30 protein-coding genes are annotated in these 24,804 nt (G+C 73.3%); 13 read left to right on the top strand and 17 right to left on the bottom strand.

Annotated elements, in window-relative coordinates:
• Positions 1-181: 181 nt before the first annotated feature.
• The 3 genes from BLV05_RS01400 to BLV05_RS01410 form a co-directional block, all read right to left on the bottom strand.
• On the bottom strand, positions 182-787 hold the full coding sequence (locus BLV05_RS01400; RefSeq protein WP_046772856.1) for a carboxymuconolactone decarboxylase family protein: 606 nt from the start codon (positions 785-787) through the stop codon (positions 182-184).
• Positions 784-2,604 (bottom strand): AfsR/SARP family transcriptional regulator, encoded by a 1,821-nt coding sequence (locus BLV05_RS01405; protein ID WP_046772857.1) that lies wholly within the window; start codon positions 2,602-2,604, stop codon positions 784-786. The genes BLV05_RS01400 and BLV05_RS01405 overlap by 4 nt, the downstream gene beginning before the upstream one ends.
• 86 nt (positions 2,605-2,690) lie before the next feature.
• The gene (locus tag BLV05_RS01410) at positions 2,691-3,083 is read right to left on the bottom strand and encodes a rhodanese-like domain-containing protein (protein ID WP_046772858.1); all 393 of its coding nucleotides are present in this window, start codon (positions 3,081-3,083) and stop codon (positions 2,691-2,693) included.
• A 159-nt stretch (positions 3,084-3,242) separates the two neighbouring features.
• Between BLV05_RS01410 and idi the strand changes: the two genes are divergently transcribed.
• The 4 genes from idi (at position 3,243) to BLV05_RS01430 (ending at position 6,000) form a co-directional block, all read left to right on the top strand.
• Entirely contained in the window at positions 3,243-3,845 is a 603-nt protein-coding gene (gene idi, locus BLV05_RS01415) for an isopentenyl-diphosphate Delta-isomerase (protein WP_046772859.1), read from the top strand.
• A 165-nt stretch (positions 3,846-4,010) separates the two neighbouring features.
• On the top strand, positions 4,011-4,523 hold the full coding sequence (locus BLV05_RS01420; protein WP_046772860.1) for a GNAT family N-acetyltransferase: 513 nt from the start codon (positions 4,011-4,013) through the stop codon (positions 4,521-4,523).
• 21 nt (positions 4,524-4,544) lie between these two features.
• Complete coding sequence (locus BLV05_RS01425) at positions 4,545-5,183, top strand: pyridoxamine 5'-phosphate oxidase family protein (RefSeq protein WP_197683492.1); 639 nt, start codon at positions 4,545-4,547, stop codon at positions 5,181-5,183.
• A 25-nt stretch (positions 5,184-5,208) separates the two neighbouring features.
• Positions 5,209-6,000 carry an endonuclease/exonuclease/phosphatase family protein gene (locus tag BLV05_RS01430; protein WP_052763188.1) on the top strand — a complete coding sequence of 264 codons (792 nt, stop codon included), beginning with the start codon at positions 5,209-5,211 and terminating at the stop codon, positions 5,998-6,000.
• On the opposite strand, the gene BLV05_RS01435 is transcribed toward BLV05_RS01430, so the two are convergent.
• The 8 genes from BLV05_RS01435 to BLV05_RS01470 are packed head-to-tail and all read right to left on the bottom strand — an operon-like array spanning position 5,995 to position 12,546.
• The gene (locus tag BLV05_RS01435) at positions 5,995-6,882 is read right to left on the bottom strand and encodes a LysR family transcriptional regulator (protein ID WP_046772861.1); all 888 of its coding nucleotides are present in this window, start codon (positions 6,880-6,882) and stop codon (positions 5,995-5,997) included. The two genes, BLV05_RS01430 and BLV05_RS01435, sit on opposite strands and share 6 nt — an antisense overlap.
• A gap of 22 nt (positions 6,883-6,904) precedes the next feature.
• On the bottom strand, positions 6,905-7,240 hold the full coding sequence (locus BLV05_RS01440; protein ID WP_046772862.1) for a hypothetical protein: 336 nt from the start codon (positions 7,238-7,240) through the stop codon (positions 6,905-6,907).
• The gene (locus tag BLV05_RS01445; RefSeq protein WP_046772863.1) at positions 7,237-8,082 is read right to left on the bottom strand and encodes a DODA-type extradiol aromatic ring-opening family dioxygenase; all 846 of its coding nucleotides are present in this window, start codon (positions 8,080-8,082) and stop codon (positions 7,237-7,239) included. The genes BLV05_RS01440 and BLV05_RS01445 overlap by 4 nt, the downstream gene beginning before the upstream one ends.
• A 2-nt stretch (positions 8,083-8,084) precedes the next feature.
• On the bottom strand, positions 8,085-8,972 hold the full coding sequence (locus BLV05_RS01450; protein ID WP_046772864.1) for an amidohydrolase family protein: 888 nt from the start codon (positions 8,970-8,972) through the stop codon (positions 8,085-8,087).
• Positions 8,969-10,090 carry a CaiB/BaiF CoA transferase family protein gene (locus tag BLV05_RS01455; RefSeq protein WP_046772865.1) on the bottom strand — a complete coding sequence of 374 codons (1,122 nt, stop codon included), beginning with the start codon at positions 10,088-10,090 and terminating at the stop codon, positions 8,969-8,971. Before BLV05_RS01455 ends, BLV05_RS01450 begins: the two co-directional genes overlap by 4 nt.
• Positions 10,087-10,683: an OsmC family protein gene (locus BLV05_RS01460; protein WP_046772866.1), complete on the bottom strand. Its 597-nt coding sequence runs from the start codon at positions 10,681-10,683 to the stop codon at positions 10,087-10,089. The genes BLV05_RS01455 and BLV05_RS01460 overlap by 4 nt, the downstream gene beginning before the upstream one ends.
• Positions 10,673-11,692, bottom strand: a complete 1,020-nt coding sequence (locus BLV05_RS01465; protein ID WP_046772867.1) for an alcohol dehydrogenase catalytic domain-containing protein — start codon at positions 11,690-11,692, stop codon at positions 10,673-10,675. Before BLV05_RS01465 ends, BLV05_RS01460 begins: the two co-directional genes overlap by 11 nt.
• Positions 11,692-12,546 (bottom strand): ABC transporter ATP-binding protein, encoded by an 855-nt coding sequence (locus BLV05_RS01470; protein WP_082155846.1) that lies wholly within the window; start codon positions 12,544-12,546, stop codon positions 11,692-11,694. Before BLV05_RS01470 ends, BLV05_RS01465 begins: the two co-directional genes overlap by 1 nt.
• 225 nt (positions 12,547-12,771) lie before the next feature.
• Here BLV05_RS01470 and BLV05_RS01475 point away from each other — a divergent pair, with 225 nt between their 5' ends.
• The 4 genes from BLV05_RS01475 to BLV05_RS01490 are packed head-to-tail and all read left to right on the top strand — an operon-like array spanning position 12,772 to position 15,888.
• The gene (locus tag BLV05_RS01475) at positions 12,772-13,863 is read left to right on the top strand and encodes an ABC transporter substrate-binding protein (protein ID WP_052763189.1); all 1,092 of its coding nucleotides are present in this window, start codon (positions 12,772-12,774) and stop codon (positions 13,861-13,863) included.
• Positions 13,860-14,699, top strand: coding sequence for an ABC transporter permease (locus BLV05_RS01480; RefSeq protein WP_046772869.1), 840 nt, complete (start codon positions 13,860-13,862; stop codon positions 14,697-14,699). The genes BLV05_RS01475 and BLV05_RS01480 overlap by 4 nt, the downstream gene beginning before the upstream one ends.
• Positions 14,696-15,484 carry an ABC transporter permease gene (locus BLV05_RS01485; RefSeq protein WP_046772870.1) on the top strand — a complete coding sequence of 263 codons (789 nt, stop codon included), beginning with the start codon at positions 14,696-14,698 and terminating at the stop codon, positions 15,482-15,484. The genes BLV05_RS01480 and BLV05_RS01485 overlap by 4 nt, the downstream gene beginning before the upstream one ends.
• Positions 15,485-15,516: 32 nt before the next feature.
• Complete coding sequence (locus BLV05_RS01490; RefSeq protein WP_046772889.1) at positions 15,517-15,888, top strand: RidA family protein; 372 nt, start codon at positions 15,517-15,519, stop codon at positions 15,886-15,888.
• A 124-nt stretch (positions 15,889-16,012) separates the two neighbouring features.
• On the opposite strand, the gene BLV05_RS01495 is transcribed toward BLV05_RS01490, so the two are convergent.
• Positions 16,013-17,383 (bottom strand): FAD-binding oxidoreductase, encoded by a 1,371-nt coding sequence (locus tag BLV05_RS01495; protein WP_046772871.1) that lies wholly within the window; start codon positions 17,381-17,383, stop codon positions 16,013-16,015.
• A 230-nt stretch (positions 17,384-17,613) separates the two neighbouring features.
• On the opposite strand from BLV05_RS01495, the gene BLV05_RS01500 reads away from it, so the two are divergent.
• The 4 genes from BLV05_RS01500 (at position 17,614) to BLV05_RS01520 (ending at position 21,569) form a co-directional block, all read left to right on the top strand.
• Positions 17,614-18,723, top strand: a complete 1,110-nt coding sequence (locus tag BLV05_RS01500) for a sulfite oxidase (RefSeq protein WP_046772872.1) — start codon at positions 17,614-17,616, stop codon at positions 18,721-18,723.
• Between the two features lie 103 nt (positions 18,724-18,826).
• The gene (locus tag BLV05_RS35395; protein ID WP_063932660.1) at positions 18,827-20,401 is read left to right on the top strand and encodes an ATP-binding cassette domain-containing protein; all 1,575 of its coding nucleotides are present in this window, start codon (positions 18,827-18,829) and stop codon (positions 20,399-20,401) included.
• A gap of 50 nt (positions 20,402-20,451) precedes the next feature.
• Positions 20,452-21,063, top strand: a complete 612-nt coding sequence (locus tag BLV05_RS01515; RefSeq protein WP_046772874.1) for a DJ-1/PfpI family protein — start codon at positions 20,452-20,454, stop codon at positions 21,061-21,063.
• Between the two features lie 5 nt (positions 21,064-21,068).
• Positions 21,069-21,569 carry a MarR family winged helix-turn-helix transcriptional regulator gene (locus BLV05_RS01520; RefSeq protein ID WP_082155847.1) on the top strand — a complete coding sequence of 167 codons (501 nt, stop codon included), beginning with the start codon at positions 21,069-21,071 and terminating at the stop codon, positions 21,567-21,569.
• Between the two features lie 35 nt (positions 21,570-21,604).
• On the opposite strand, the gene BLV05_RS35400 is transcribed toward BLV05_RS01520, so the two are convergent.
• The 5 genes from BLV05_RS35400 to BLV05_RS01540 all read right to left on the bottom strand — a co-directional run bounded on the left by BLV05_RS35400 (position 21,605) and on the right by BLV05_RS01540 (position 24,433).
• On the bottom strand, positions 21,605-21,787 hold the full coding sequence (locus BLV05_RS35400; RefSeq protein WP_152691130.1) for a hypothetical protein: 183 nt from the start codon (positions 21,785-21,787) through the stop codon (positions 21,605-21,607).
• Positions 21,788-21,932: 145 nt separating this feature from the next.
• Positions 21,933-22,424 (bottom strand): GNAT family N-acetyltransferase, encoded by a 492-nt coding sequence (locus tag BLV05_RS01525; protein ID WP_046772875.1) that lies wholly within the window; start codon positions 22,422-22,424, stop codon positions 21,933-21,935.
• A 337-nt stretch (positions 22,425-22,761) separates the two neighbouring features.
• On the bottom strand, positions 22,762-23,196 hold the full coding sequence (locus tag BLV05_RS01530; protein WP_046772876.1) for an SRPBCC family protein: 435 nt from the start codon (positions 23,194-23,196) through the stop codon (positions 22,762-22,764).
• Positions 23,193-23,888: an SGNH/GDSL hydrolase family protein gene (locus BLV05_RS01535; protein WP_046772877.1), complete on the bottom strand. Its 696-nt coding sequence runs from the start codon at positions 23,886-23,888 to the stop codon at positions 23,193-23,195. The genes BLV05_RS01530 and BLV05_RS01535 overlap by 4 nt, the downstream gene beginning before the upstream one ends.
• Positions 23,885-24,433, bottom strand: a complete 549-nt coding sequence (locus BLV05_RS01540) for a TetR/AcrR family transcriptional regulator (RefSeq protein WP_046772891.1) — start codon at positions 24,431-24,433, stop codon at positions 23,885-23,887. Before BLV05_RS01540 ends, BLV05_RS01535 begins: the two co-directional genes overlap by 4 nt.
• Positions 24,434-24,491: 58 nt before the next feature.
• Between BLV05_RS01540 and BLV05_RS36805 the strand changes: the two genes are divergently transcribed.
• Entirely contained in the window at positions 24,492-24,665 is a 174-nt protein-coding gene (locus tag BLV05_RS36805; protein WP_197683493.1) for a hypothetical protein, read from the top strand.
• Positions 24,666-24,804: the final 139 nt, after the last annotated feature.

Raw genomic sequence — 24,804 nt, forward strand, 5'->3', positions numbered from 1 at the left:
TGGCGTCCTCGATCGGGCAGCGATGGTCCGATTGATTCACGGCTGGGTGCCCAGGCGCTCCCTAGGATCCGTGATGAACAGCAGGAACGCCCGGCCTCGCGGGGTCGTCCTGCGCGCTTCCAACCCTTGGGCTGACATGGTCGTGCCCAACTCACCACCAGAGACGAGCCCGGCGGCGGCGTCACCCTGCCGTGACGGCGTCCTCGACCGGCCGGCCGTAGTCGACGGCGTCGAGGACGGCCTGCGGGGCGCGGTCCAGGATCTCCGCGTCGGGCCGGGCGCCGAGCGCGTCGTTCACCGTCGAGAACGCGACCCGCAGGCCGCAGAACAGCGTGATCGCGAAGATCTCGCCGTCGGCCCAGCCGGCGTCGCGCAGGTCCTGCACGTCGCGCTGGGCGGTGCCGTTCGGGTCGCGGACCACCTTGCGCGCCCACGACGCCATCGCCCGCTCCTTCGCGGTCAGCCCGTCGTCGCGGCCGGTGAGGACGGCGGCCGCGGTCTCCGGGTCGGCCTCGCCGGCCAGCCGGGTGCCCCACACCAGCGAGCAGACCGAGTTGCCGAGCGCCGAGGCGGCGGCGCCGACCAGGATGCCGCGCTGCCGGAACGTCATGCCGTTGCTCTCCCACACGTGCGTGATCAGGTCGAACAGCTTCTCGTGGTCCTCCGGGCCGTACGCCCACAGCCGCGACACGTTCATGACGTAGCCGTCCTCGGCGAGGTAGTGCTCGTAGAGGCGCTGCGCCGCGGGTGAGTCCGGTGCGTCGCCGAGGAAGTGCGGACTGGTCATCGGGTCACCTTCGGTCGGTCGGGAGCGTCGATCAGGACGGTCAGGGCGGGGTTGTCGACGTCGGCGGCGAGCACGCGCGCGGTCGCCAGCGCGCCGCCGTCGCCGAGCCGGTGCCGGTGCAGCTGCGCGCGGACCACCAGCTCGCGCATGCTGCCGCGGGCGGCCAGCGTGCCGAGCGACGCGACCAGCGGCCGGGCCAGGTCGACGTCGCCGCGGTCCAGCGCGGCGCCGATCGCGGTGTCGAGGACGTGGCCCTGCATCCAGTGGTAGCGGTCGGTCACCCGGTTGCAGCGGACGGTCGCCTCGGTGAGCCACTCCGCCGCCCCCCGCTCGTCGCCGCGGCCGGCGCTGACGAGGGCGAGCCCGCGCGCCGCGAAGCCCTCCCAGCACGGGTCGCCGACCTGGCAGCCGAGCACCCAGGACTGCTCGAACGCGTCGGCGGCCGCGGTGAGCTCTCCGTTGCGCAGGTCGACCTCGGCCCGCAGCGCCTGCGGCCAGGGCAGGAACGCCAGCCAGCGCTGTTCGTGGACGATCCGCAGCGACCGGTCCGCGGCGACGGTGGCCTGGTGCCGCTCGTCGCGCAGCAGGTGTGCCCGGGCCAGGATCGACAGCGACCAGGCCTCCTGCCGGTCGTCGCCGGCGGTGCGGGCCCGGTCGATCGAGTCGGCCAGGTGGGTGAACGCCGCCGGGTAGTCGGCCTCGTCGGAGGCGTTCTGGCCGCGGACGCCGAGGATCGCGGCCAGCTCGGCGTCGGTCTCGGCCAACCCCTGGGCGCGGGACAGCCAGGTCGCGGCGGCCGACCGGCGGCCGGCCTGCACCTCGACGAAGCCCAGCTCGCGATGTGCCGTGACGGCGGAGACGCGGTCGCCCGCGGCCGTCGCGAACCGCAGCGCCTCGTGCAGGACCAGCGCGCCCTCCTCGTCGCGGCCGCGCACCGCGTGCACCAGCGCGCCGCCGAGCGCCGTCAGCGTCCGGGCCTGCAACTGCGGGTCCCGGCAGCGGGCCGCCTCGGCGACGGCCCGGCGCAGGCACTGGATGCCCGGGTCGACGGCGCCCGCGAGGATCGCCGCGCGCCCCGCGTCGAGCTGGCTCAGCGCCGCCGCCCGGCCGCTCAGCGCCGGCGTCCGGGGCGAGTCCGACGCGGCCGACGCGGCCTCCGTCAGCGCCACCGACGCCTCGATGCCCAGCTCGCGCATGAGCACGTCGCGGCCGGCCGCCACCTGCCGCTGCGCCGCCGTCCGGTCCCCGGCCATCGCCAGGCTGCGGACCAGCAGCTCGTGGTTGCCCTCCTCGAGCGGGTTCAGCTCGACCACCCGCGCGGCGTACGGGACGGCGTCGGCGGCCCGGCCGCCGGCCAGCAGCGCCACCGCCGTCTGCCGCAGCCGCGCCTCGATCAGCGCGGACACCCGGTGCCGCTCGACCGCCAGCCACGACTCGACCTCCGGGCAGGATGCGACGTGGACGCCCTCGAGCAGCTCGTGGCCGGCGCTCAGCAGCTGCGCCGGGTCGGCCAGCTCGTCGACCAGCCACCGCGCGTCGACGGTGTCGTCGGGCAGGCCGCCGCGGGCGACCGGGTCGCCGGTCAGCACGTCGGACCGGCCGAGCGTGCGGCGCAGCTCCGCCAGCGTCCAACGCAGCGCGCCGAGCGGGTCCTCGGCGTCGGCGAAGAACAGCTCGGCCAGCCGCTGCCGGCTCGGCGGGCGGTCCGCGAGCAGGACGTAGGCCAGCAGCACCCACGCCTTCCGGCCGCGGGGCGCGCGCACGGGCCGGCCGTCGCGCTCGATGGCCGGTGGCCCCAGGAGCCGGATCGTCCCCATGCGATACCCCCCGCTGGGTCGATTGTGACCCCGAACGGCGGGCCGCGGAATGCCTGGCGGCCCGCCGGTTCGCGGCCGCGCACCGGTCAGGCCGGCGGCGCGACGGGGCGACCCTCGGCCGTCCATGCCTTCAGCCCGCCGTCAAGATGTGCGACATCGGTGTAGCCCAGGCCCAGCAGAGCCCGCGTGGCCAGCGCCGATCGGCCGCCGGACGCGCAGTACAGGATGGTCTGGTCGCCCGGGCTGAACTCGGCCCGATGGTACGGGCTGGCCGGGTCGGCGTAGAACTCCAGCATCCCGCGCGGCGCATGCACGGCGCCCGGGATGACGCCGTCGCGGCCGACCTCGTCCTGCTCGCGGAGGTCGACCAGCGTGACGCCGCCGGCCGCCAGCCGGTCGGCCACCTCGTCGGTGGTGAGGTTGCGGATGCCGCTCTTCGCAGCGGCGACGAGGTGCTGGACGGAATGCTGTGTGCTCACGGTTGTTCCCCCGTTGGTCGATGTGGTGCGGTTCGTCGCAGGACGATCCGGCACGGGCGTGTGAAAGCGCGTGTGATGGGCAATTGCCGTGGAGTGTCCGCGTGGGGCATCCTGCACAGACGCACTTTCGACGGCGTTGTGCGAAAGGGGGACGGCGCGATGGCAGAGACGTTGGTCGGTGAGCGGGTCGTGCTGCTGGACCCCGCCGGCGCCGCCGTCGGCACGGCGCTGAAGAGCGAGGTCCACCACGCGGCGACGCCGCTGCACCTGGCGTTCTCCTGCTACGTCTTCGACGCCGCCGGATCGCTGCTGGTCACCAAGCGCGCCGCGCACAAGGCGACCTGGCCGGACGTGTGGACGAACTCGTTCTGCGGCCACCCCGGACCGGACGAGGACATCGCGACGGCGCTGGCCCGGCGGGCGGTCGACGAGCTGACCATCCGGCTGGGCGACCTGCGCCCCGTCCTCCCCCGGTTCCGCTACCGCGCGGTGATGCCCAACGGCGTCGTCGAGAACGAGGTCTGCCCGGTCTTCGCCGCGACGACGGCCGATCCGCCCGAGCCGCACGCCTCCGAGGTCAGCGCCCTGGAGTGGGTCCCCTGGTCGATGTTCCGCGACGACGTCCTGGCCGGCCGCCGCGAGGTGTCGCCCTGGTGCGCCTGGCAGGTGGCCGAGCTGGCCGCGCTGCCGGACGACCCGCTCGCCTGGCCGGCCGGCGACTGGGCCGCGCTGCCGCCCGCCGCCCTCGGCTCCGCCGCCTGAGCCTCAGGTCTACCGTCGCACCCGCCGAACCGCTATCATGATCGAGTACGGCACGCCTTCCGGCTCGGCTTCACCCGACCCGGGAGGCATTCGGCGTTTCTGGGCCCTTTTCGCGACAGCGTCGCCCGCGCCCGCCGTCCACACCACACACTCCGAGGGAGCAGCATGCCCATGCCCGTCGTCCGTCCTGCCGACACCGCCGACGCCGCCGACCGGGCCGTCCTCGACCGGCTCTGGCTGATGTTCCGGCACGACATGTCCGAGTTCCAGGGCGGACTGCCGAACCCCGACGGCACGTTCCGCAGCGACCGGCTGGCCGCCGCGCTCACCGATCCCGACCGGCTGGCCTACCTCCTGACCAGCGATGACCACCCCGCGGGCTTCGCGATCGTCCGCGGCCTCGACCAACCCACCCGGGTGCTGAACAGCTTCTTCGTGGTGCGCGGGGTACGTCGCCGCGGGGTCGGGCTGGCCGCCGTCCGCGAGGTCGTCCAGCGGCACCCGGGCGCGTGGGAGGTCGCGTTCCAGGAGGCCAACGCCGGCGCGGTCCGGTTCTGGCGCCGGGTCGCCACGGCCCTGGCCGGCCGGCGGTGGACGGAGGAGCGGCGGGCGGTGCCGGGCCGGCCCGACCTGGCGCCGGACGTCTGGATCCGCTTCGACGTGGCGCCGGTCGGCTGAACCACACGGCAGAATGCCCCAATGGTGATGACCCCGCCGACCCGCCTGACCCGTATGGCCGACAAGGCCGTCACCGACCTCCCGGCGCTGCACGCGCTGCTCGACGACGTCCTGCTGGGGCATGTGGCGGTGGTGGTCGACGGCCATCCGGTCGCGTTCCCGACCGCCGTGGCCCGCGACGGCGACCAGCTGCTGGTGCACGGCTCGACCGGCTCGTCCTGGCTGCGGGCGCTGAGCACAGGGGCGCCCGCATCGGTCACCGTCACCGCGATGGACGCCGTCGTGGTGGCGCGCGCGTCGTTCGAGTCGTCGTTCCACTACCGCAGCGCCGTGCTCTTCGGCCGGTTCACCACGCTCGCGGGCGACGACAAGGAGCGCGCGCTCGACGTGCTGGTCGACCGCATCCTGCCCGGCCGCACCGCCGAGCTGCGCCGTCCGACGAAGCGTGAGCTGGCCGCGACGCTCATCCTCGGGCTGCCCATCGACCAGTGGTCGCTCAAGGTGTCCGAACGCTGGCCCGACGACCTCCCCGAGGACGTCGAGGGCCCGACGTGGGCCGGCATCGTCCCCTTCCAGCAGGGCTACCGAGACCCCGTCCCCGCGCCCGACCTGCGCGCCGGCATCCCCGTCCCGCCGTCGGTGCGCGCACTGTCTGACTGAGCCGCGTTGCGGGTACGGACCCGGCATGCGCGTACTGACCTGGAACGTGTGGTGGCGATTCGGCGAGCAGTGGCGGGAGCGGCAGATCGCCATTGCCGCGACGCTCGCCGCGCACCAGCCGGAGATCGTCGGCCTGCAGGAGTCCTGGGCCGCCCGCGAGGCGTCACAGGCCTCGGTGCTGGCAGCACCCCTGGGCCTGCACTCGGTGTTCGGCGGCCCGTCCCTGCCCGACCCGGTCGAGGAACCCGGCCACGACGGCGTCGACCTCGGACTGGCGATCCTCAGCCGCTGGCCGATCCGGCACTCGTGGACGCACCGGCTGCCGTCGAGCCGCGCCGCGCCGCCGGTCGCGCTGGTCGCCGCCGTCGATCATCCCGACGGCGTGCTGCACGTCTGCGTGTGCGCCGAGCACCACGCCGACCTCGCCGACGACCACCTCGCGCAGACGCGGGAACTGGCCCGGCTGGTCACCGAACTGAGCACACTCGGGAGCGCGCTGCCGGTACTGCTGCTCGGCGACCTCAACGCCGGCCCGGACACACCCGAGATCGCTGCGCTCACCTCGCACGACGGCATCGTCGACGCCTGGACCGCGAGCGGCGGCGGCGACGGTGACGGCGTCACGCTGAGCGCCGCGCTGCCGATCGCGCCGCTGGGCGCCGTCAAGCAGCTGGACCGCCGCATCGACTACGTGCTGTTCCGCCGCTCCACGGGTGGACCGGCGCCCGCGGTGACCCACGCCGCCGTCGTGGACGAGCCGGTCGACGGGCTGTACGCGTCGGACCACTTCGCCGTCGTCGCCGACCTAGCGCTATGACTCGCGCAGCTGACGGGTGAACGCGGACAGGTCGTGGACGAACTCGTGCACCAGCGGGCGCAGGGTCCGGCCGCGCACCCAGTTGATCGCGAGGTCGAACGCCAGCCGCCGGCCGTCCGCGTCGCACAGCGGCCGGGTGAGCAGGTCGCCGCTGCGGCGGTCGACGGCGTCGCTGAGGACGCCGATGCCGACCCCGGCCGCGACCAGCGCGGCGATCGTCTGCCCGGCGCTGCACTCGAAGATGACCTCCGGCTGGACGCCCGCCATCTGACAGGCCGACCGCAGCAGCTTCGTCGAGCGGAAGTGCTCGCCGATGACGAGCACCGGCTCGCGGTCCAGCTCGTTGACCCGCAGCGGCCCCGGTTCGTGCAGCCGGTGACCACTCGGGATCAGCGCCTTCACCTCGACCCGGGTGATCGGCAGGCTGTCGACCTCGCGCGGCACCGGCGGCGACGCGATCGCGGCGTCGCACTCGTGGTCCATCAGCCGCTGCCGGGTCCGGATCGGGGTGTCCTCGATCAGCCGGACCCGGGTCGAGCGGTGCTGGGGGATCCAGTCGGCCAGGAAGTCGGTGAGGTAGGTGCTGACGGCGGTGGTCGTGCAGGCGACGACGATGGTGTGCGACCACGCGCCGGTCGTGACGGCGCGCGCCTCCTCGACCGTCGCCAGCACCCGGCGCGCGGTGGACAGCAGCGCCTCACCCTGGGTCGTAACCTTGACCCCGTGCCGGCTGCGCTCCAGCAGTAGCACGCCGAGCTCCTGCTCGAGCCGGGCGATGCGCCGGGTCAGCGACGGCTGCGAGACGTACAGCGCCTCGGCGGCGCGCCGGAACCCGTTGTGCTCGACGACGGCGATGTACGCCGTGAGGTCCTCCAGCTCCATGCCTCATCCTCGTGCCCGCCGGTCACACGATCGCGTCCGGGTAGCCGCTCGGACGTACTGCCTCACGGTAGCGCTCGTTCAGCTCCGGCCAGGGGACCTCGTGGATGTAGACGGCCTCGGTGAAGTGCCAGAGCAGGTACGGGTGGGCGCCCAGCGCGTAGAGCGCGGCGTAGTTGCGGGCCGCGAACGCCGCCCGCTCGGCGTCGGTCAGGACGCGGTCATCGGTGCGCCGGTCCGGCCCGGCCGCGCCGGCCAGCCAGGCGTCGACGAACGCGGCCGGGTCGGCGACGTAGGCCCGGACGGCGTCGTCGCTCATCTCGACCGCGCGCATGAACTTGTTCATCATGTACGTGCTCATGGCCCGGTCCAGAGGAAGAAGGGGCTGGGGGCGAACCGCGACGGCGTCGCCTCGGCCAGGTCCGCGGGCCGGCCGCTGACCGCGGCGAGCGCGGCCACCACGTTGACGTACTGGTAGGTCATGTTGCCGGCGCAGGTCACCCGCTCGTAGGTGCAGCCGGCGATGGCCGCGGCCAGGTCGCCGTCGCGCATCCAGCCGACCGCCTCGGCGTCGAACCCGGGGTCGGACGACGCGCCGCCGAGGAACTGCCGCGGCCCGCCGATCTCCGTCGCCATGTGGCCGGACGTCAGCAGCGCCACCCGGGCGTCGGCGTCCCAGCGGGCGATGCCGTCGCGGATCGCCTCGCCCAGCGCGACGTACCGCTCGGGGCCGGGCAGCGGCGGCAGGACGCCGTTGACGTGGATCGGCACGACGGGGACGTCGAAGTCCGGCGTGAGGTACAACAGCGGCAGCACGAAGCTGTGGTCCAGCCGCCACTCGTGGCTGACGGCGAAGTCGATCCGGCCGGTCAGCAGCTCGCGCCCGGCGATCGCCTCGGCCAGCGCCCGGTGGCCGCGGACCTCGCGGTACGGCAGCCCGAACGTGCGCACCTCGTTCTCGAACGTCCCGTGGTAGCCGTCGGCCAGCCCGATCACGAAGGCCGGGCAGTTGTCGGCGTAGAACTGCCTGATGTGGTCGGTCCCGATCACCACGATCACGTCGACGGCGGCCGCCTCCAGCGCCGCGCGGATCCGGGCGAAGTTGGCCGCGACGCCGCGCAGGTCGTCCGGCGGCGGGTCGGTCAGCACCCGCCACAGCAGCGGGTTGTGCGGCGTCGCCGCGGTGAGCACCAGCTCGGCCACCCTCAGTCCTCCCCCGACCCCGACCCGGCGAGCCCGAACAGCCGCACCGCGTTGTCGCGCAGGATCTTCCGCCGCGACGTCTCCTTCCAGCCGAGCTGGTCGAACTCGGCCAGCCAGCGGTCCGCGGTCAGGACCGGCCAGTCGGTGCCGAACAGCACCCGGTCGGAGATCACCGAGTCGGCGTAGCGCACGACCTCCGGCGGCAGGTACTTCGGCCCCCAGCCGGACAGGTCCAGGTAGACGTTGGACTTGTGCCAGACCATGGCGATGTTGTCCAGGTGCCACGGCCAGGCGGGGTGGGCAGAGATGATCCGCAGCTCGGGGAACTCGGCCGCGACGTCGTCGACGTACGGGATCGGCCGGGCGTTCTCCAGCCGGTGGCCGCCCCCGCCCGGCGTCCCCGCGCCCGCGCCGGGGAAGCCGCCGTGGAACATCACCACCAGCCCCAGCTCGGCGCAGGTCTCCCAGAGCGGGAAGAACCGCCGGTCGTTCGGGAGAAACCGCTGCCGCGACGGGTTCAGCTCGCCCACGCCGGCGATGCCGTACTCGCCGTGGCAGCGGCGGATCTCCGCGACCGCCGCCGCGCCCTTCCAAGGGTCGATCCCGGCGAAGGCGAGGAAGACGTCGGGATGGTCGGCCTGCGCCTTGCCGAGCAGGTCGTTCGGCGCGCCGCGGATGCCCGACGTGGTCTCGGAGTCGGAGTTGACGATCACCGCCATCATCCGGCGGGACCGGTACTGGTCGGCCTGCTCGGCGAACGAGACGACCGGCCGCTGCTGCCCGAAGTGCTGGGCCATCTGCGCCCGGCGCGGCCCCATCGCGGCGAGGAACTCCTCGGTCTGCGGGTGCGTGTGGACGTCGATCGCCACCAGGTCGTCGGGGACCGTCACGACGCCACCGTCTCGCCGGCCGCCAGCGGCGGGGCCGGCCGGTACTCGGGCGCGCCGCTGCGGTGGAACACCGTCGACAGCCGCGGCTGCAGCACCTCGCGGCCGTCCGGCTCGGCCACCGGCGCGGTCAGCGCGAGGTGCGCGACCTGCGGGTCGGCCAGCAGCTCGTCGACGTCGTTGAGCGCCGCGTGCGGGATGTCGGCGGCGGCCAGCCGGCCCAGCCACTGCTCCCGCGGCCGGGCGGCGGTGATCTCCTTGAGCACGGCGTCGAGCAGGTCGTAGTGCCGCACCCGGTTCTCCCGGCTGGCGAAGCGCGGGTCGTGCGCGAGGTCGGGCCGCTCGAGCACGTCCAGCAGCGCCGTCCAGAACTTCTCCGGCACGGACAGGTGGACGACGAACGCGCCGCCGTCGGAGCCGACGCAGGCGAACGCCTGGGCACGCCGCGGCCGGCTGTCCGGCCGGGCGATCTCGCCGGTGCGCAGGTACGTCGACACCGGCTCGGTCAGGAAGTCGACGACCGAACCGAGCATGGACACCTCGACGTGCTCGCCCCGCCCGGTGCGCTGCCGGGCGTGCAGCGCGGCGAGGACCGCCTGGGCGGCGGACATCCCCGAGAGTAGGTCGGAGAAGGCCGGGCCCAGCGGGCGCATCGTCCCGGCCGGCACGACCTGGCTGTACATGCCGCTGAGCGCGGAGATCACGGTGTCGTACGCGGGCCGGCCGGCGTACGGGCCGTCCGGGCCGAACCCGGTGATCGAGCAGACGATCAGCCGCGGGTTGACCCGCTCCAGCTCGGGGTAGCCGAAGCCGAGCCGGCCGATGACGCCGGGCCGGAAGTTCTCGATCAGCACGTCGGCGGTCGCCACCAGCCGGGTCAGCTCGGCCTTGCCCGGCTCGGTCTTCAGGTCCAGCACGACGCCGGACTTGTTGCGGTTGTACGCGGCGAACTGCGGGCTGCTCGCGGCGTCGCCGCCCTCCCACCGGCGCATCGGGTCGCCGCTGGGCGCCTCCACCTTGAGTACGTCGGCGCCCAGGTCGGCCAGCAGCTTCCCGGCGAACGGCCCGGAGATGTACTGGGCCAGCTCGATCACGCGCAGGCCGGCCAGCGGGCCGCTCATCGGGTCGTCATCTCTTCGTGCTCCTCGCTGAGCTCATCGGGACGGTCGTCGTACGTGGTGGCGCCGTTGTGGGTGATCAGCAGGTGCACGGGAACGGCCTCGCTCACCAGCGAGGTGACCGGGCAGCGCCGGGCCGCCTCGCGGACGACGGCGATCACGGCGTCCGGCGCCGCGGGGCTACGCAGCCGGACGTCGAGCACGAACCACTGCGGGTGCGCGGGGACGTCGTCGACCAAGTGCTCGCCGCGCATGTCCAGCAGCGTGCGGACGTCGATCTGCAGCTCGTGCAGGGCGGCGTCGTGCAGCGCGGCCACCTTCGCGCACCAGACCTGCAGGCAGAACGCCAGGCCGCTGAGCAGGTAGCGCATCGGGCTGGGCGCCGAGCCCAAGCCGGCCCGGGCCACCGACTCGTCGCAGTAGAACTCGTACGGCTGGTCGTACTGCATGAACCGGGCGACGGCGCGCACGTCCTGCTCCAGCCGAGTGGACACCCAGGGCCGCATCCGCGCCGCGGCGGGCTCCCGGGCCAGCCGCTCGCGGGTCGACAGGACGACCTCGCGCAGGTGCGGCGCGTTGGTCAGCTCACCGGACACGGATCACGACCTTCCCGCGCCGGCCGCGATCGCCCAGGGCGGCCCACGCGGCGTGGATCTGCGCGAGCGGGAACTCGGCGGCGATCTCGGGGACGACGACGCCGGCGGCGACCAGCTCCAAGGCCCGGGCGACGTCGGCGTAGGAGGCCGACGCCGCGCCGACGACCGTGTGACGTCGCTGGTAGAACGTCCGCGGGTCCAGACGCAGGTCACCGGCCGACGCCGCGGCACAGAGGACCAGCCGGCCTCGCCAGGCCAGGCAGCGCGCGGCGGCGGTGAGGACGTCGCCGCGGCCGGTGCCGTCGACGACGAGGCCGGCGCCGTCCGGAGCGCGGGCGGCGACGAGCGCGGGCAGATCGTCCGGGTCGGTGTAGCGCAGCGGCTCCGCGCCCGCGGTGCTCACGTCCGCCGACGTCGACGCCGCGAGCACGCGGGCGCCGGCGTGCCGGGCGAGCTGCACGGCGGCCGCTCCGACGGCGCCGGTCGCGCCGGTCACCAGGACGGTCGCGCCGGCCTCGATCCCGCCCGCCGCCTCGATCGCGTGCAGCGCGACGGGGACGCTGTGGACCGCCGCGGTGGCGGTCGCGAAGTCGAGCCCGCCGATCGGGATCGCGTTACGCGACGGCACCGCGACGAACTCCGCGGCGCCGCCGTCGCGGTGCCCGCCGACGACCCGCTGGTCGGTGCAGTCGGCCTCCTCGCCGGCCAGGCAGTACACGCAGACCCCGCAGGCGATGTTCGGCTTGACGACGACCCGTTCGCCGCGGCGGTCGCCGGGGACGTCCGGGCCCTGGTCGACGATCTCGCCGGCCGGGTCGATGCCGGGCACCAGCGGCAGCCGGGCCGTCGCGCCGGGGCCGCGGCCGTGCATGACATGCAGGTCGAGGTGGTTGGCGCCGACCGTCCGCACCGCGATCAGCACCTCGCCGGCGGACGGGCGCGGCACCGGCAGCGGGCCGACGACGACCCCGCCGGCGTCTCCAGGCGCCACCAGGGCCGCGGCGGACATCACCGCTGGTCCTTCGCCGCGTCGCGGGCGTCGCTCTCGAGCAGGTCCCAGAGGTGGTTGCGCAGCTGGACGTAGCGCGGGTCGCCCTGGGCGGCCCGTTCGGACCGCGGCCGGGGCAGGTCGACGTCGAGGATCTCCGCGACGGTGCCCGGATGGCTGCTGAACACCGCCACCCGGTCGCCGAGCAGGATCGCCTCCTCGATGCTGTGCGTGATGAACATGACCGTCTTGCCGGTCGTGGAGATGATCCGTTCCAGCTCGCCGCGCATCACCTCGCGGGTGAGGGCGTCGACGGCGCCGAGCGGCTCGTCCATCAGCAGGATGCGCGGCTCGGCGACCAGTGCCCGGGCCAGCCCGACCCGCTGCTGCATGCCGCCGGACAGCTCGCGCGGGTACGCGTTCTCGAAGCCGGTCAGCCCGACCAGCTCGATCGCCTCGCGCACCTGGCGGTCGGCGTCACCGCCGCGCAGCTTCGGCTGCATCTCCATGCCGAACCGGACGTTGGCCGCGACCGTCCGCCACGGCATCAGCGCGTAGTCCTGGAAGACGACCGCGCGGTCCGGCCCGGGGCCGGTGACCGGCGCGCCGTCGACCGTGACGGTGCCCTCGGTCGCGGGCACGATGCCGGCGACGGTGTTCATCATCGTGGTCTTGCCGCAGCCGCTGGGTCCCAGGACGGTGAGCACCTCGCCGGGGAACACGTCCAGGCTCACGTTCTCGATCGCGACCACCTGCTTGCCCTTCCGCTCCGCGCCGTAGCGGACCGACAGGCCGCGGACGCTGATGAGCGGCCGGCGGTCCTGCGGGCGGCGCCCCGGCGGCTGGCCGGCCTCGGTGGCGAGCGAGATGCCCATGCGGTGTTCTCCCGTCGTGAAACCTCGAGGTGCGTTCGTCGAGCGTAGGAAAAGGCGGGCGCGGACGGAAGAGAAAGGCACCCGGCGAAATTCGCATCGGGTGATACGGAAATGGAGAGATCGCGGGCCTCGACTGTGGCGGCGCAATCAATATGGTGATGCGAATACCGACGGCCCCGAACCCCGGCGGGCCCACGAGTGGACCTCAGGAACGGAGACGTGAAAATGCGCAGATCAGTGGTGCTGCCAGCCGCCATGATCGCCGGCACGGCCATGATCACGCTCGCGGCCTGCACCGACGTGCCCTCGACCGCCGGGGACGACGGGCCGGTCGAGGCCGCCGAGCTCGGCGACGGCGAGCCGGGGGACGCCGAGGACACCGAGATCACGGTGGCGATCCCCTTTCCGGACATCACCATGTACTCCATGTACGTGATCGGCACCGAACTGGGCTTCTACGAGGACGAAGGTCTTTCCGTGGAAGTGATCACCGCCGACAACGTCAACGCCGCGGTGTCGAGCGGAAGCGCCGACATCGGCGTGGAAAGTGCCGGCGCGGTGATCGAAGCGGTGCGCGGCGGAGTCGGCGTCATGCCGCTCGCCGGGCATTTCTGCCGGCAGAACTTCGACTTCGCCGTGCAGCCCGGCGTCACGTCCGTCGACCAGCTGACCGGCACCGACGTCGTCCTCGCCGGCACCACGGGCGACCCGGCGGAGTTCCAGCGGCAGCGGGTGCTGAGCGAGGAGGGCTGGGACCTCGACGGCGTCGACGTCGACGTCGTCTACCCCGGCCCCGACTCCGCCACCTGGCGCGAGTTCTTCCTCACCGACCGCGTCTCGCTCATCCCGTTCTACGGCGACGACCGGCCGGCGCTGGACGAGTACGGCGCGAACATCGTCATCGAGGCGCTGCGTCCGTGGGCCAACGACCTGCACGTCGCCGGCGCCGGCTGGCTCGAGGAGAACCCCAACAGCGCGGTCCGGTTCCTGCGCGCCACCATGAAGGCGGTCGAGCACATCGTCGCGCCCGGCGTCGGCGAGGTCCCGGAGAACAAGGACGAGATCCTCGACATCTACGCGGCCAACGACTTCGAGGTCGAGGACCTGCGGGCGCAGGACCACCCGTGGGTGCTGGACGCGCACCTGGCCTGCCCCAACCTCTACTTCGACCAGGAGGCGTGGGACACCACCATCGAGACGCAGGAGCTGGAGCCGCTGCCGTTCGAGGACCACGTCGACCTCGCCTACCTGCACAGGGCGCAGGAGCTGCTGGGCCTGGACGACGCGATGCCGGCCGGCGAGCTGACCTATCCATGACGAGCCTCGCGACGCGTCCGTCCGGGGCGGGGCCGGCGGCGAGGCCCGGCCTCGCCGCCCGGCTGGCCGCCCTCGACCCGTGGCAGAAGGCGCTGATCGTCCTCGGCGAGGTGCTGGTCGTCCTGGCTGCCTGGCAGCTCCTGGTCGGGTCGTGGCGGGTGGTCAACCCGATCTTCCTGCCGCCGCCGCTGAGCATCCTGGAGGGGCTGGACGAGCTGCTGGCGTCGGGCCAGCTCGGCGAGCACGTCGTCACCTCGATCCGGTCGTGGCTGACCGGGTTCGGGCTGGCGACGCTGATCGGGGTGCCGCTGGGGCTGCTGATGGGCACGTCGCTGGCCGTCGACCGCGTCGTCGGGCCGCTGGCCTGGACGATCTACGCGACGCCGATGCTGGCATACCAGCCGCTGGCGCTGGCGTGGTTCGGGTTCGGCACCGGGCCGGTGGTGTTCCTGGTGGTCATGGGCGCGCTGTTCCCGATCCTGCTCAACGTCTCCGCCGGCATGCGCACCACCAGCCCGTCGCTGGTCAACGCGGCGCGGGTGTACGGAGGCGGCCGGCTGCAGCTCTATCGCAAGGTGTTCCTGCCGTCGACGGTGTCGTTCCTCATCGCCGGGATGCGGCAGGGCGCCGTGATGGCGACGATCGCGCTGGTCGTCGCGGAGCTGGCCGGCACGTCGACGGGCATGGGCGCGCTGATCGTCCGCACGGCGAACAGCTACCAGACCGACCAGTCGTTCGCCGCCATCGCGATGGTCGTGATCTGGAGCGTCGGCATGACCCAGCTCATCGGCGGCGCCGGGCGCTGGCTCGCGCCCTGGACGAAGGGGGCACGATGAGCCGTCGCCGCACTGATGCGAAGTACAGCCTGCTGCTCGCTGGCGTCGTCGTGACCCTGCTGGTGTTCTGGCAGCTCGCGGTCACGTGGCTCGGGCTGGTCGAGGAGGCGTTCCTGCCGCCGCCGACGGCTGTCGGCGCGGCCTTCGTCGACCTGCTCGGCGACCCGGAGTTCTGGGACGCGTTCGTGTTCAGCCTGCAGAACCTGTTCGCCGGGCTGGCGCTGGCGATCGTCGTCGGCCTCGCCGTCGGGCTGGTGGTCGGCTGGTTCCCCGTGCTGCACTTCACCGTCGCGCCGTTCCTGTGGCTGCTGTACTCGACGCCGAAGGTGGCGCTGGCGCCGTTGTTCATCCTGGCCCTGGGCCTGGGCAGCGCGTCGAAGATCGCACTGGCGTTCCTGCTGGCGGTCTTCCCGATCCTGCTCAACACCATGGAGGGGGTCGAGACGGTGAACGGCTCGCTGATCCGCGCCGGGCGGGTGTTCGGCTTCCGCGGCCCGGCGCTCGGGCTGCGGATCGTGCTGCCGGCGACGCTGCCGTTCGCCCTGGCCGGCATCCAGCGCGGGTCGGCGCTCGCGTTCACCGGTGTCGTGCTGGGCGAGTTCCTGGGCGGGGCCGGCGGGCTCGGTCACCGGCTGGAGCAGGTCGCGTTCGACTTCCGGATGGACGAGGCGCTGGCCATCGTGCTGGTCATGGTGATCGTCGCGAACGGGCTGCTGCTCGCCATCGCCGCGGCGCGCCGTCGCTGGGCGCCCTGGTACGACGCCGGCGTCCGGTCGATCGGCTGAGGGGGTTCTCTGTGGTGGAGCGAGACGTGGTGATGCCGCCGGACGTGTACGCGCCGACCTGGCAGTTCAGTCAGGCTGTGAAGGTGACCGGCGGCAGCACCGTCTACGTCAGCGGCATCATGGGCTTCCGGCCCGACGGCACCATGCCCGACGACATCGTCGAGCAAGCGGACCTGGTGTTCGCCAACCTCCGCGCGGTCCTCGCCGCCGCGGGCGGCACCCTCGACGACGTCGTCAAGGTCACCGTCTACGTCGGCGAGGACTACCCCTCCCGCCGTGACGAACTGCGCGACGTGCGGTCGCGCTACTTCACCGGGACCTTCCCGGCCAGCACCCTGGTGCGCGTGGCCGGGTTCGCCGACGCCCGCTACCGCATCGAGGTCGAGGCCGTCGCCGTGCTGTGATCGCGATGCTCCGGGATGCGGTCTTCGGGCCGATGGTCGCGAGCGACCCGGCCGCTGGCGCCGACAGCCGGCTAGGCCTCGGCGCCACACCCGCGCCAGAGCGTGGATGCCATCGGTCTGCGAATCACGGCGCGATGTTCTGGTTCAGGTGGAACACGTTGTCCGGGTCGTAGGCGCGCTTCACCGTCCGCAGCCGCTCATAGTTGCCCTTGTAGTTGGCGGCGACGCGGTCCTGGTCGTCGCCGGCCATGAAGTTGACGTAGCCGCCGGCCTCCGAGTGCGGCGCGGTCGCGGCGTAGTAGTCGCGCACCCACCGGGTGTTGGCGTCGTTCTGCACGGGGTCGGGCCACATACCCGCGATCACCGTCGCGAACGTGGCGTCGCGGTAGGCGAACGCGGTCGCGTCGGGTGCGACGCGGTGGACGGCGCCGTTGATCGGGTAGATGTGCATCGTCGAGTTGACGACCGGCACCTGCGGCCCGTGCACGAGGTGCGCGTCGATCGCCTCATCCGTCAGCGACCGGACGAAGTTCGCCTTCCAGTAGTGCTGCAGCCCGGGCGGCACCAGACCGTCGAACGCGCTGTTCAGCGCCGGGTACGGCATCGGCCCGACGTGCTCGGCGACGACCGGAGCGACGTCGCGCAGCGGCTTCAGCGCCTGCTCGCCGTCCTCCAGCGGGCCGGCCCAGCAGGACACGAACGCCAGGAACGGCTCGCCGTGCCGCTCGGCCGGGATGAACGGCAGCGGCGGCGCGATCTGGTACGCCGGGAAGCCGCCGAACTGCTCCGGCGCGTCCTGGATGAACTCGCGGTAGAACCGCAGCACGTCGGCGGCGTCGTCGAGCGCGAAGAACATCGGCCCGCCGTAGATGTCCTTGACCGGGTGCAGCCGGAACTCCAGCGACGTCACGACGCCGAAGTTGCCGCCGCCGCCGCGCAGCGCCCAGAACAGGTCGGCGTTCTCGCGCTCGCTCGCGACCACGATCCGGCCGTCCGCCAGCACGACGTCGGCCGAGACCAGGTTGTCGCAGGACAGCCCGCAGCCGCGGGCCAGGTAACCGATCCCGCCGCCCAGCGTCAGCCCGCCGACCCCCGTCGTCGAGATGATGCCGCCGGTCGTGGCCAGCCCGTACGGGTAGGTCGCGGCGTTGAAGTCGCCCCAGGTCGCGCCGCCCTCCGCGCGCGCCGTCCGGGCGCCCGGGTCGACCCTGAGCCCGCGCATCGCGCCGAGGTCGATGACGACGCCGTCATCGACGGTGCCGAAGCCGGGCACGCTGTGCGAGCCGCCGCGGACGGCGACCTCCAGGTCGTTCTCACGGGCGTACCGGACGGCGCTCGCCGCGTCGCCCGCGTTGGCGGCCCGCACGACGACGCGCGGACGCCGGTCGATCATCGCGTTGTACACGCGCCGGGCCTGCTCGTAGCCGTCGTCGCCGGCGGCGATCACCGGACCGCGGACCTGCTCGCGCAACTGGTCGAGCGTGAATTCGGACATGGTGTTCCCCCTCGTTGGTGTCCAACACCCACCGGTTCTTCCACTGAAGCGTGTGACGCCGCGTGTGACCTGCCCGGACGGTTGCCAGCCGGTCCTGCCGGGAGTACGACTGGACGATGAGCACGGTCCCCAGGAGGCTCATGCGGCACCGACGGCGACGCGGGGCCGGAGGTCTCGCCGAGCCGTTGGTCCAGGCCGCTTGCCGAAAAGGGCGAAGGAGGTGTCGCCGCATGAGCCGACCGACTGATGTCGACGAGTGGAGCGCGCCGGCGCGCATCGCCGGCGCGGACGAGGGCATCTCGGCCGACGAGCTGCGGCTCGCCGCGCGCAACCACGGCCTGCCGCTGGAGGCGTTGCGCTACGACGTCACGCCGGCCGGTCTGCACTACCTGCTGACGCACTACGACATCCCGGCGGTCGACCCGGCCGCCTGGCGGCTGACGGTGTCCGGCGCGGTCGCCCGGCCGCTCTCGCTGCGCCTCGACGAGCTGCGCGCCCGGCCGCGGGTGACCCACCGCGTCACGCTGGAGTGCGCCGGCAACGGCCGGGCCCGGCTGAGCCCGCGGCCGGTCAGTCAGCCGTGGCTGGACGAGGCCGTCGGCACCGCGGAGTGGACCGGCACGCCGCTGGCCGGCCTGCTCGCCGAGGCGGGTGTGGCGGCCGACGCCGTCGACGTCGCGTTCACCGGCGCCGACCGCGGCTTCGAGCGCGGCGTCGAGCAGACCTACCGGCGCGGCCTGCCGCTCGCCGAGGCGCTGCGCGACGACGTCCTGCTGGCCTACGAGATGAACGGCGGGCCGCTGCCGCCGCAGCACGGTGCGCCGGTGCGGCTGATCGTCCCCGGCTGGTACGGCATGGCGCACGTGAAGTGGCTGGTCGGCGTCGCCGTGCTGGAGTCGGAGTTCGACGGCTTCCAGAACGTGACGGCGTATCGCGTCAAGCAGACGGCCGACGAGCCCGGCGAGGCCGTCACCCGGATCCTGCCGAAGGCGCTCATCCAGCCGCCCGGGGTGCCCGACTTCCAGAGCCGGGTCCGCGTCGTCGGCCGCGGGGACGTCGAGCTGACCGGGCGGGCGTGGTCGGGCTGGGCGCCGGTCGAGTCCGTCGAGGTCAGCACCGACGACGGCGCCACCTGGCGGCCCGCCGAGCTGGGCCCGCAGCCGGCGCCGTACGCGTGGCGGTCGTGGCGGTACGCGTGGACGGCCGCCCACCCGGGACGGTACGAGCTGCGGGCCCGCGCCCGCGACGCCGCCGGCCACGAGCAGCCCGTCGACCAGGCCTGGAACCGGCAGGGCATGGCCAGCAACCACGCGCAGCGGGTCAGCGTCGTCGTCCGCTGACGAAATCTCCTCGCCCGACCTTGTCGGTATCGGCCACTACGGTTCGACGTCTCGGTGGGGACGCAGCGTGCGCCCCCTGTGGCACTGACCACGAGGAGGGACGATGAACGCTCTGGCCATCGAGGCCGAGGGCCTGGTCAAGCAGTACCGGGGCCGCACCGGCACGGTCGACGCGGTCCGCGGTGTGGACCTCAGCGTCGCCGCGGGCGAGGTCTTCGGGTTCCTGGGCCCGAACGGCGCCGGCAAGTCGACGACCGTCCGCATGCTCACCACCCTGCTGACCATCACGTCGGGCACGGCGCGCGTCGCCGGCATCGACGTCACGGCCGACCCCGACACCGTCCGCCGGCGCATCGGCGTCGCGCTGCAGGAGGCCGGGCTCGACTCGCGCCAGACTGGGCGCGAGCTGATCGTGCTGCAGGCGCGGCTGTTCGGCAGCAGCGCTGCCGAGGCGGAGCAGCGCGCGGAAGAGCTGCTCGAGCTGGTCGAGCTCACCGACGCCGCCGACCGGCGCATCAAGGGCTACTCCGGCGGCATGAAGCGGCGGCTCGACCTCGCGTCGGCGCTGGTCCACCGGCCCGAGGTGCTGTTCCTCGACGAGCCGACGACGGGCCTCGACCCCGCCAGCCGGCTCGGCGTCTGGGACGAGGTGCGGCGCATCAACCAGCGCGGCACCACGGTGTTCCTGACCACGCAGTACCTCGAGGAGGCCGACCAGCTCTGCGAGCGGCTGGCGATCATCGAACGACGGCCGCATCGTCCGCTCCGGCACGCCGGCGTCGCTGAAGAAGGAGCTGCGCGAGCGGCTTGGGCTGCCCGGCGACGCCCCCGACCCGACGCTGGACGAGGTGTTCCTCGACGCCACCGGACGCACCCGCGAACGCGTGGCCGGCGACGTCCAGGAGGTGCGAGCATGAGCGCCCTCGTCCAGACCGAACTGCTCGGCCGGCGGGCCATCCGCGAGTCGCTGCGCACACCCGAGGCCCTGGCGCCGACGTTGTTCATCCCGGTGTTCTTCCTGGTGGTCAACTTCGGGCAGGCCGGCGACATCTTCCCGTCCGACTCCACGCCGTTCCTGTTCGGGCAGACCTACGCGGCGTTCCAGCTGCCCAGCTCGCTGCTGCTGGCCGCGTCGTTCGGCTCGGCCGCCCTCTACCTCGTCGAGGACATCGAGGGCGGCTACTTCGACAAGCTGCGCGCGGCCCCGGTCTCGCGCAGCGCGCTGGTGCTCGGCCGGTTGATCGCCGAGGGTCTGAAGACCGCGGTGCTCACCGTCGCGCTGATCATCATCGCCCTGCCGTTCGGGGTGTCGATCGCCAGCGGCCCGCTCGGCTTCGTCCTGCTGCTCGTCCTGACGTCCCTGTGGGCCATGGTCTTCGCCGGGTTCATGCAGCTCATCGCACTGAAGACGCGCAGCGCGGCGGCCACGAACTCCGGCGGGCTGGTGTTCTTCCCGCTGCTGTTCCTGACCCCGAACTTCGTGCCGCGCGAGCTGCTGACCCGGCCCATGGAGATCGCGGCGACGTTCAACCCCGTCACGTATGTGATGGAGGCGTTGCGGGCGCTGATCCTCCAGGAGCTGCAGTGGGACGTGCTGGCGCGCGGGTTCGGCGTGGTGGCGGCGTTCGGCGCGCTGATGCTGTTCCTGAACATCCGCCTGGTCCGCCGTTACGACTGACGGCCAAGGACCTATTGACAACATGTTCCCGAAATGACAACATGTTGTCCATGACTACTACCGCACACATCGCCCTGTACGACACGCTCGCCGACTGGGAGATCGGCCACCTGCTGGTCGAGCTCCGGACCGGCCGGTTCACCGGCACGCCGTGGAACATCGTGACGGTCGCCGAATTGGCAGAGCCGATCACCACCATGGGCGGGCTGCGCGTCGTCCCGGACCTGGTGCTCGACCAGCTCGCGCCGGGCGCGAGCGACCTGCTGGTGCTGGCCGGCGCGGAGCACTGGGACGCCGGCGAGGGCAAGGTCTGGACCGACGCCGCGCGGCGGTTCCTCGACGCGGGGGTGCCGGTCGCCGCGATCTGCGGCGCGACGGCCGGCCTCGCGCGGGCCGGGCTGCTGGACGACCGCGCCCACACCAGCGCGGCCGTCGAGTACCTGACGGCGCAGCCCGGCTACCAGGGCAAGGACCGCTATGTCGACGCGCGCGCCGTCGTCGGCGGCGACCTCGTCACGGCCGGGCCGGACTCGCCGGTGCAGTTCACCCGCGCCACGCTGAGCCGGCTCGGGCTGGCGTCGAACGAGACGCTCCAGGCGTATGAGGACGTGTTCCACCGCGCCGACGCGAGCGCCTTCCCGGTGCTCATGCAGGCACACTGACCCGCATGACGACGACGGAGATCCCGCCGCGGGCGAACTGGCCGGAGCCGTCTCCGGCCAGTCCGGCCGGCCAGGTCCTCACGGAGATCGCGTTGACGACGTTCCGGCTCAACGCCCGGCTCATGGAGGCCGCGCAGGAGATGGCCGCGGCCGGCGGCATCACCGCCGCGTGGTGGCAGGTACTGGGCGGCGTCCTCGACCAGCCGCGCACGCACGCCGACATAGGCCGGCTCATGGGGATGTCGCGGCAAGGCGTGCGCCGGGTCGCCGACCTGCTGGTCGAGCAGGGGCTGGCGGAGTACCGCGACAACCCCGCGCACCGCCGGGCCAAGCTGCTGGCCTGCACCGAGGCCGGCTACTGGGCGATCCGCCGCATCTCGCTGGTGCAGCATCCGTGGGCCGAGCACATCGGCGGCCAGGTCGACCTCGACGACCTGACGCACGCGCTGGCCACCATGCGCACGCTGGTCGCCGTCCTCGAGTCGGACCGCCCGGCGGCCGACTGACCCCCGTCCGGCCGGCAGCCGACGCCGTCGAGCCGCTACGGGCCGACCCGCAGCCCGGCCACCAGCACCGCGCCCACCAGCGCGAGCACGATCACCGCCGACGCGGTCACCTGGACCTGCAGCAGCGTCCCGCGCAGCTCACGCGCGAACGCCGGAGTCACGACGTCGGCGAACCGCCGCCGGCGCAACCGGAACCTCCCCCGCCGCGGAGTCGCCATGTCGCGACCTCCCTCCCCTGCGAGGGCACCTCCTCCGGGCCATTCGGCCGGCGTCCCACCACGCGGCGAGCCCGGAGGAGGCTGCACTCCCTCACCGAGAAGGAGACCACCGGCGCCCGGATCAGCACGCGAGGCTCGCCGTGATCTACGTCACATCACCGATTTCGTCCCGATTCGCCCAGAGGGTGCGGGTCATGAAGACGCTGAGCGGGTCGGGCACGTAGTCCGCGAACGGCTCGCAGTACCCGAAGCCGAACTTCTCGTAGAGCCGCCGGGCCGGTAGGAAGAACTCGTCGGACCCCGTCTCGAGGCTCAGCCGCCGATACCCCATCCGCCGCGCCTCGTCGACGATGTGCCCGACCAGCAGCGACGCGATGCCGCTGCGCTTGCGGGCGACCGCCGTCCGCATCGACTTCAGCTCGGCGTGCCGATCGTCCAGCCGCTTGATCGCCCCGCACCCGACGATGTCGCCGTCGTCGTCGCGCACCACCCAGAACGTCACCTCGGGGCGTCGCAACCCGTCGAGGTCGAGGGCGTGCTTGCTCTCCGGCGGCGTGATCGACAGCATCTCCCTGACGTGCTCGTCCAGGAACGCGGCGATCTCGGCGCCTCGAAGGTCGTCAACGGCGATCCGCATGGTCACGACATTAGGACGCGCATGTCACTCGAATGTTTCGCGGCCCCCTGTCCCGGTCGCCCTCGATGGCCGCTGCCGACCTCAATAGTCAGAACCGTCCTCCACACCCCAACAGAGGCCCAGAACACGACCCTCGCTATTGAAGACGGCCGTGCCTATCGGTGTCGGCGCCCACGCCTGCTGGTCTCCAGTCACGTTCTCGGGCAAGAATCAGGCGTGTCGCGTGGCACAGGACCACGACATCACGGCAGACCAGGACGCGCCCGCACCTGGGCCGAGCCTGCGTACCGGCCGTCGGCGATCGCCGGCAGCTGCGCCGAGGCGATCGACCAGGTCGTCACGGTGTGACGGCACGGCGGCGGATGTCGCGGAGGAGGCGGGCGACGGCGAGGCGGTGGGCGCCGGAGGTGATGACGAGCAGGCGGTAGGCGCGGCCATGAGGTCCGGGGAAGGCCGCGTCGGTGCGGGCGCCGAGCATGGTCCCGCCCGGCGCCGCGGCCAGCGTGAACGTCAGCGCGTAGCGGGAGAACCGGTGCCGGCCGGTCAGCCGGACCAGCCGCTCCGGCTCGACCTCCGTGACGGCGAACCCCGGGACGGTCGCGGCCACCTGCAGCGGCGTTCCGGACGCCTGCCGCGGGTCGGTCCCAAGCGCCCACGCGAGCGGCCCGGCCCCGGTCATCGCGCCGACATGCGCTGCCAGCGCGCGCCACACCGCCGCCGGCGGGGCGGGCACCAGCAGCCGGTGCTCGTCGACGAAGGGGAGGACGGTCACCGCGGCGGGATCGCGTCGGCGACGGCGGAGGCCCAGAGGCGGTAGCCGGTCGACGACGGGTGGAAGCGGTCGGCCGAGAAGAAGTCCAGCGACGGCGACACGTCGCCGGCGCTGGTCGCCCACGTCACCCGCGGCCGCCCCGCGCACACCGTCCGCGACACCTCGTCGAGGGTCGCCGCCCGCTCGCCGAGGTAGCGCCGCAGCGTCCGCGGCAGCCCCGGGAACAGCCCGAACGGCGGGATGCCCGCGACGACGACCCGCTCGGCCCGCTCCGCGAGCCCGTCGACGATCGCCGCGAGGTCGGTGCCCCAGTCGGCCGGCGGGCGCCGGGTGAGCACGTCGTTTGCGCCGGCCAGCAGCACGGCGACGTCGTACTCGCCGGTCAGCCGGGGAAGCAGGCGATGCCGGACGCGCCGCGCGGTCGCGCCGAACTGCGCGGCCACCTCCCACTCGATCGGGCGCCCGGTCCGTACCGCCAGCACCGACGCGAGGCCGCCGGCGAACCCGTCGTCGTGGGAGTCGACGCCCGACCCGGCCGCCGTCGACTCGCCCAGGATCGCCACCCGCAGCGGCCCACCCGAGCCGGCGCCGAGCGTCCCGGTCGAAGGCCCGTCGACCGGCTGCGCCAGCGTGAACGTCGACCGCACCCACATCCCCTGCAGCGCGACGAGGGGGAACAGCAAGCGGTTCATGGGGTGTCCTCTCGGGGGAGCAGCGTGCCGACGGCGGCCCGGGTGCCGTCGCGCAGATCGACGCCGATCGCCTGCAGCAGCACCACCAGCGCGCCGTCGGCCAGGAACCGGGCCAGGTCGTCGCCGCCGGCGCCGGTCAGCCCGGCCGCCTCGGCGAGCAGGACGGCGATGACCTCGCGGCAGCGGGCCGCCACCACCTCGTCCCGACGGGCGATCGCGGACGCCTGCAGCCACAGGCCCCCAGTGACGCCGCCGGCGAGCAGCTCGCGGAAGGCCGCGCCCATCGCCGTCATCGGGTCGCCGGGCCGGCCCGCCGCGGCCGCGCGGAACTCCGTCCGCACCCGCGACCCCACCTCGTCGATGCAGGCCAGCAGCAGTCCCTGCTTGCTGCCGAAGAGCCGGAAGACGTACGGCTGCGACACCCCGATCTCGTCCGCGACGCGCTGCAGCGCCGCCGTCGTCAGGCCGTCGTCGGCGACCACCCGCATCGCCACGGCGACGGCCTCGGCCCGCCGCTGGGCCGCGGTACTGCGCACCGGTGCCATAGCCCGCAGCATGACAGAAGTAAGTACTTACTTACAAAGTCGTCCATAGACTGGCGCGATGGTCGAGATCGTCGGGCTGCTGGTCGCGCCGGAGCACGCCTACGAGGGACGGCCACAGGACGGGCCACGGCCCGACGCACAGCCCGTCGCCCGCACGGAAGTGACGGTCCGGGCCGGGCTCGGGCTGGCGACCGCTACTTCGGCCGGCCGGCGCACCGCAACGCCGCCGTGACGGTCATCGACGCGGCCGCGCTGGACGAGCTGGCCGTGCGACTCGGCTTGGACCAGCCGCTGGACCCGCTGCTGACCAGCGCAACATCGTCCTCCGCGGCTTTCCCGTCGACGAGCTCGCGGCGCGGCGGCCGACCCCC

This window comes from Jiangella alkaliphila, assembly GCF_900105925.1.
GTDB classification, from domain to species: Bacteria; Actinomycetota; Actinomycetes; order Jiangellales; family Jiangellaceae; genus Jiangella; species Jiangella alkaliphila.

Coding starts and splice junctions, on each gene's coding strand:
- BLV05_RS01400 (WP_046772856.1), bottom strand. CDS start 787: ATGACCAGTCCGCACTTCCTCGGCGACGCACCGGACTCACCCGCGGCG.
- BLV05_RS01405 (WP_046772857.1), bottom strand. CDS start 2,604: ATGGGGACGATCCGGCTCCTGGGGCCACCGGCCATCGAGCGCGACGGC.
- idi (WP_046772859.1), top strand. CDS start 3,243: ATGGCAGAGACGTTGGTCGGTGAGCGGGTCGTGCTGCTGGACCCCGCC.
- BLV05_RS01420 (WP_046772860.1), top strand. CDS start 4,011: ATGCCCATGCCCGTCGTCCGTCCTGCCGACACCGCCGACGCCGCCGAC.
- BLV05_RS01425 (WP_197683492.1), top strand. CDS start 4,545: ATGGTGATGACCCCGCCGACCCGCCTGACCCGTATGGCCGACAAGGCC.
- BLV05_RS01430 (WP_052763188.1), top strand. CDS start 5,209: ATGCGCGTACTGACCTGGAACGTGTGGTGGCGATTCGGCGAGCAGTGG.
- BLV05_RS01435 (WP_046772861.1), bottom strand. CDS start 6,882: ATGGAGCTGGAGGACCTCACGGCGTACATCGCCGTCGTCGAGCACAAC.
- BLV05_RS01440 (WP_046772862.1), bottom strand. CDS start 7,240: ATGAGCACGTACATGATGAACAAGTTCATGCGCGCGGTCGAGATGAGC.
- BLV05_RS01455 (WP_046772865.1), bottom strand. CDS start 10,090: ATGAGCGGCCCGCTGGCCGGCCTGCGCGTGATCGAGCTGGCCCAGTAC.
- BLV05_RS01465 (WP_046772867.1), bottom strand. CDS start 11,692: ATGTCCGCCGCGGCCCTGGTGGCGCCTGGAGACGCCGGCGGGGTCGTC.
- BLV05_RS01470 (WP_082155846.1), bottom strand. CDS start 12,546: ATGGGCATCTCGCTCGCCACCGAGGCCGGCCAGCCGCCGGGGCGCCGC.
- BLV05_RS01475 (WP_052763189.1), top strand. CDS start 12,772: ATGCGCAGATCAGTGGTGCTGCCAGCCGCCATGATCGCCGGCACGGCC.
- BLV05_RS01480 (WP_046772869.1), top strand. CDS start 13,860: ATGACGAGCCTCGCGACGCGTCCGTCCGGGGCGGGGCCGGCGGCGAGG.
- BLV05_RS01485 (WP_046772870.1), top strand. CDS start 14,696: ATGAGCCGTCGCCGCACTGATGCGAAGTACAGCCTGCTGCTCGCTGGC.
- BLV05_RS01490 (WP_046772889.1), top strand. CDS start 15,517: ATGCCGCCGGACGTGTACGCGCCGACCTGGCAGTTCAGTCAGGCTGTG.
- BLV05_RS01495 (WP_046772871.1), bottom strand. CDS start 17,383: ATGTCCGAATTCACGCTCGACCAGTTGCGCGAGCAGGTCCGCGGTCCG.
- BLV05_RS01500 (WP_046772872.1), top strand. CDS start 17,614: ATGAGCCGACCGACTGATGTCGACGAGTGGAGCGCGCCGGCGCGCATC.
- BLV05_RS35395 (WP_063932660.1), top strand. CDS start 18,827: ATGAACGCTCTGGCCATCGAGGCCGAGGGCCTGGTCAAGCAGTACCGG.
- BLV05_RS01515 (WP_046772874.1), top strand. CDS start 20,452: ATGACTACTACCGCACACATCGCCCTGTACGACACGCTCGCCGACTGG.
- BLV05_RS01520 (WP_082155847.1), top strand. CDS start 21,069: ATGACGACGACGGAGATCCCGCCGCGGGCGAACTGGCCGGAGCCGTCT.
- BLV05_RS35400 (WP_152691130.1), bottom strand. CDS start 21,787: ATGGCGACTCCGCGGCGGGGGAGGTTCCGGTTGCGCCGGCGGCGGTTC.
- BLV05_RS01525 (WP_046772875.1), bottom strand. CDS start 22,424: ATGCGGATCGCCGTTGACGACCTTCGAGGCGCCGAGATCGCCGCGTTC.
- BLV05_RS01535 (WP_046772877.1), bottom strand. CDS start 23,888: ATGAACCGCTTGCTGTTCCCCCTCGTCGCGCTGCAGGGGATGTGGGTG.
- BLV05_RS01540 (WP_046772891.1), bottom strand. CDS start 24,433: ATGGCACCGGTGCGCAGTACCGCGGCCCAGCGGCGGGCCGAGGCCGTC.
- BLV05_RS36805 (WP_197683493.1), top strand. CDS start 24,492: ATGGTCGAGATCGTCGGGCTGCTGGTCGCGCCGGAGCACGCCTACGAG.